The sequence below is a fragment of the Pontibacter sp. HJ8 genome (assembly GCF_054824225.1).
Genome location: NZ_JSYF01000128.1, coordinates 1 through 1,490, shown reverse-complemented (window position 1 = coordinate 1,490; position 1,490 = coordinate 1). Strand labels below are relative to the sequence as shown.

1 protein-coding gene is annotated in these 1,490 nt (G+C 50.5%); it reads right to left on the bottom strand.

Features of this window, described 5'->3' with window-relative positions; genetic code table 11:
* Positions 1–1,490 (bottom strand): Ig-like domain-containing protein (locus tag OB13_RS07150; RefSeq protein WP_461489469.1); only part of this gene is annotated, 1,490 nt, incomplete at both ends.

Sequence of the window (1,490 nt, the reverse complement as noted above, 5' to 3'; positions counted from 1 at the left end):
CCTCTTACGCGCTGGCCGTAGTTATCACCCGCGTTCGTTGCTGCTTCGAAAGTTGTCAGTTCTGATACTGAAGTCGGGTTAGTAGTCACCGGGATGTTACCAACTGTATTGCCTGGTACGTTAGCCCAGAATTCTCTTGTGATCTTGCCGGTGCCGCTTGTAGTTGATCCGGAACCTGGTAACTGAGGTACTAAAGATGTGATGGCTGCTCCTACTTTGATAGAAACAGGAGCAGATGTCTGTGTAGCGCCTTTGTCGTCTGTTGCTTTGGCAGTCAGGTTGAAAGAGCCTTCCACCGCACCAGTCCAGTTGAAGCTGAAAGGAGCCTTGGTAGACTCTCCAAGCTTAGTAGAGCCCTGGAAGAATTCCACTTTTGTTACAGTACCGTCGGCGTCAGAAGCATTGGCAGCAATGGAGATGGCAGCACCTAATGCAATAGAAGCGTTGGCCAGTGGAGCTGTCAGGGAAACTGTCGGCGCCTGGTTGGCAACGGCTGATGCACCTCCTTTAGGGCCCAGTACGATCCCATTGGCACTCAGCTTCTGTGTCCAGCGGCTAAGTTCGTCGCCTTCTACGTTGGTGGCAATAGCGCCACCAGCCAGGAAAGTATTGTTGGTGAAAGAAGCGTTCTGTGCTACAGAAACGTCATTCCGGTTGTTCACATAGCCCCAGGCTGTGATACCCACCGTGTTGTTGTCAACAGAGTTAGAGAACGTTGTGTTCTTGTTGTAGTAATCCTTGCTCCAGAGGCCTGACGTATAGAAGGCAAACTTAGAGCCGTCTTTGTGCAGAGCTGAGTTCACAGCGCGGTTGTTGGTGTAGCGCACGTTGTTGCCACCGGCTATACCCATGCTGTAGTTGCCCAGGTTCACCAGTTGGTTATCGCTCGCCGTGATGTAAGCAGGGCAGGTATTGATGTCACCGTCGCCATCTGTGATGATACCACCACCGGTATAGCGCGTGTTGTTATGCGGGATAGGGTAGGCACCCTGTATGTAGTTGTTGTGGATACGGATAGGAGAAGAGGCTGTACCGCGAGAGTTGTAGATGTTGATGTTATCTTCTACAGCTGAGTTGCCGGCTTCGTTGATCACTTCATTCCAGGCCACCTCTACGTGTGGAGCACCTACTTTGAAGTTGAACTGTACGAACTGTACCAGTGCTTTACCACCTCCGTATACACGTCCGTCAATGTTTTTCGCCTTGTTATAACGTATCTTGATCGTGTTGGCAGTTGTACCGTTTCCTTCATAACGCTGACCTACGTAGATACCGGCCGTACCTTCCATGTAGCAGTTTTCTACTACAATGTTGCGGAACACATCCACTGCCAGGAAACGGCGTGGTTTCATATAATCTTTCCAGGGGGATGGGGTGATGCCATACCCATTGGTGTGACGAATTGTAATATCGGCTGAGTTGCCTAAAGAGCGTACCAGTGCACCTGCACCACGCAGGTTGGAATTAACAATTACGACCGGCTCATTTGT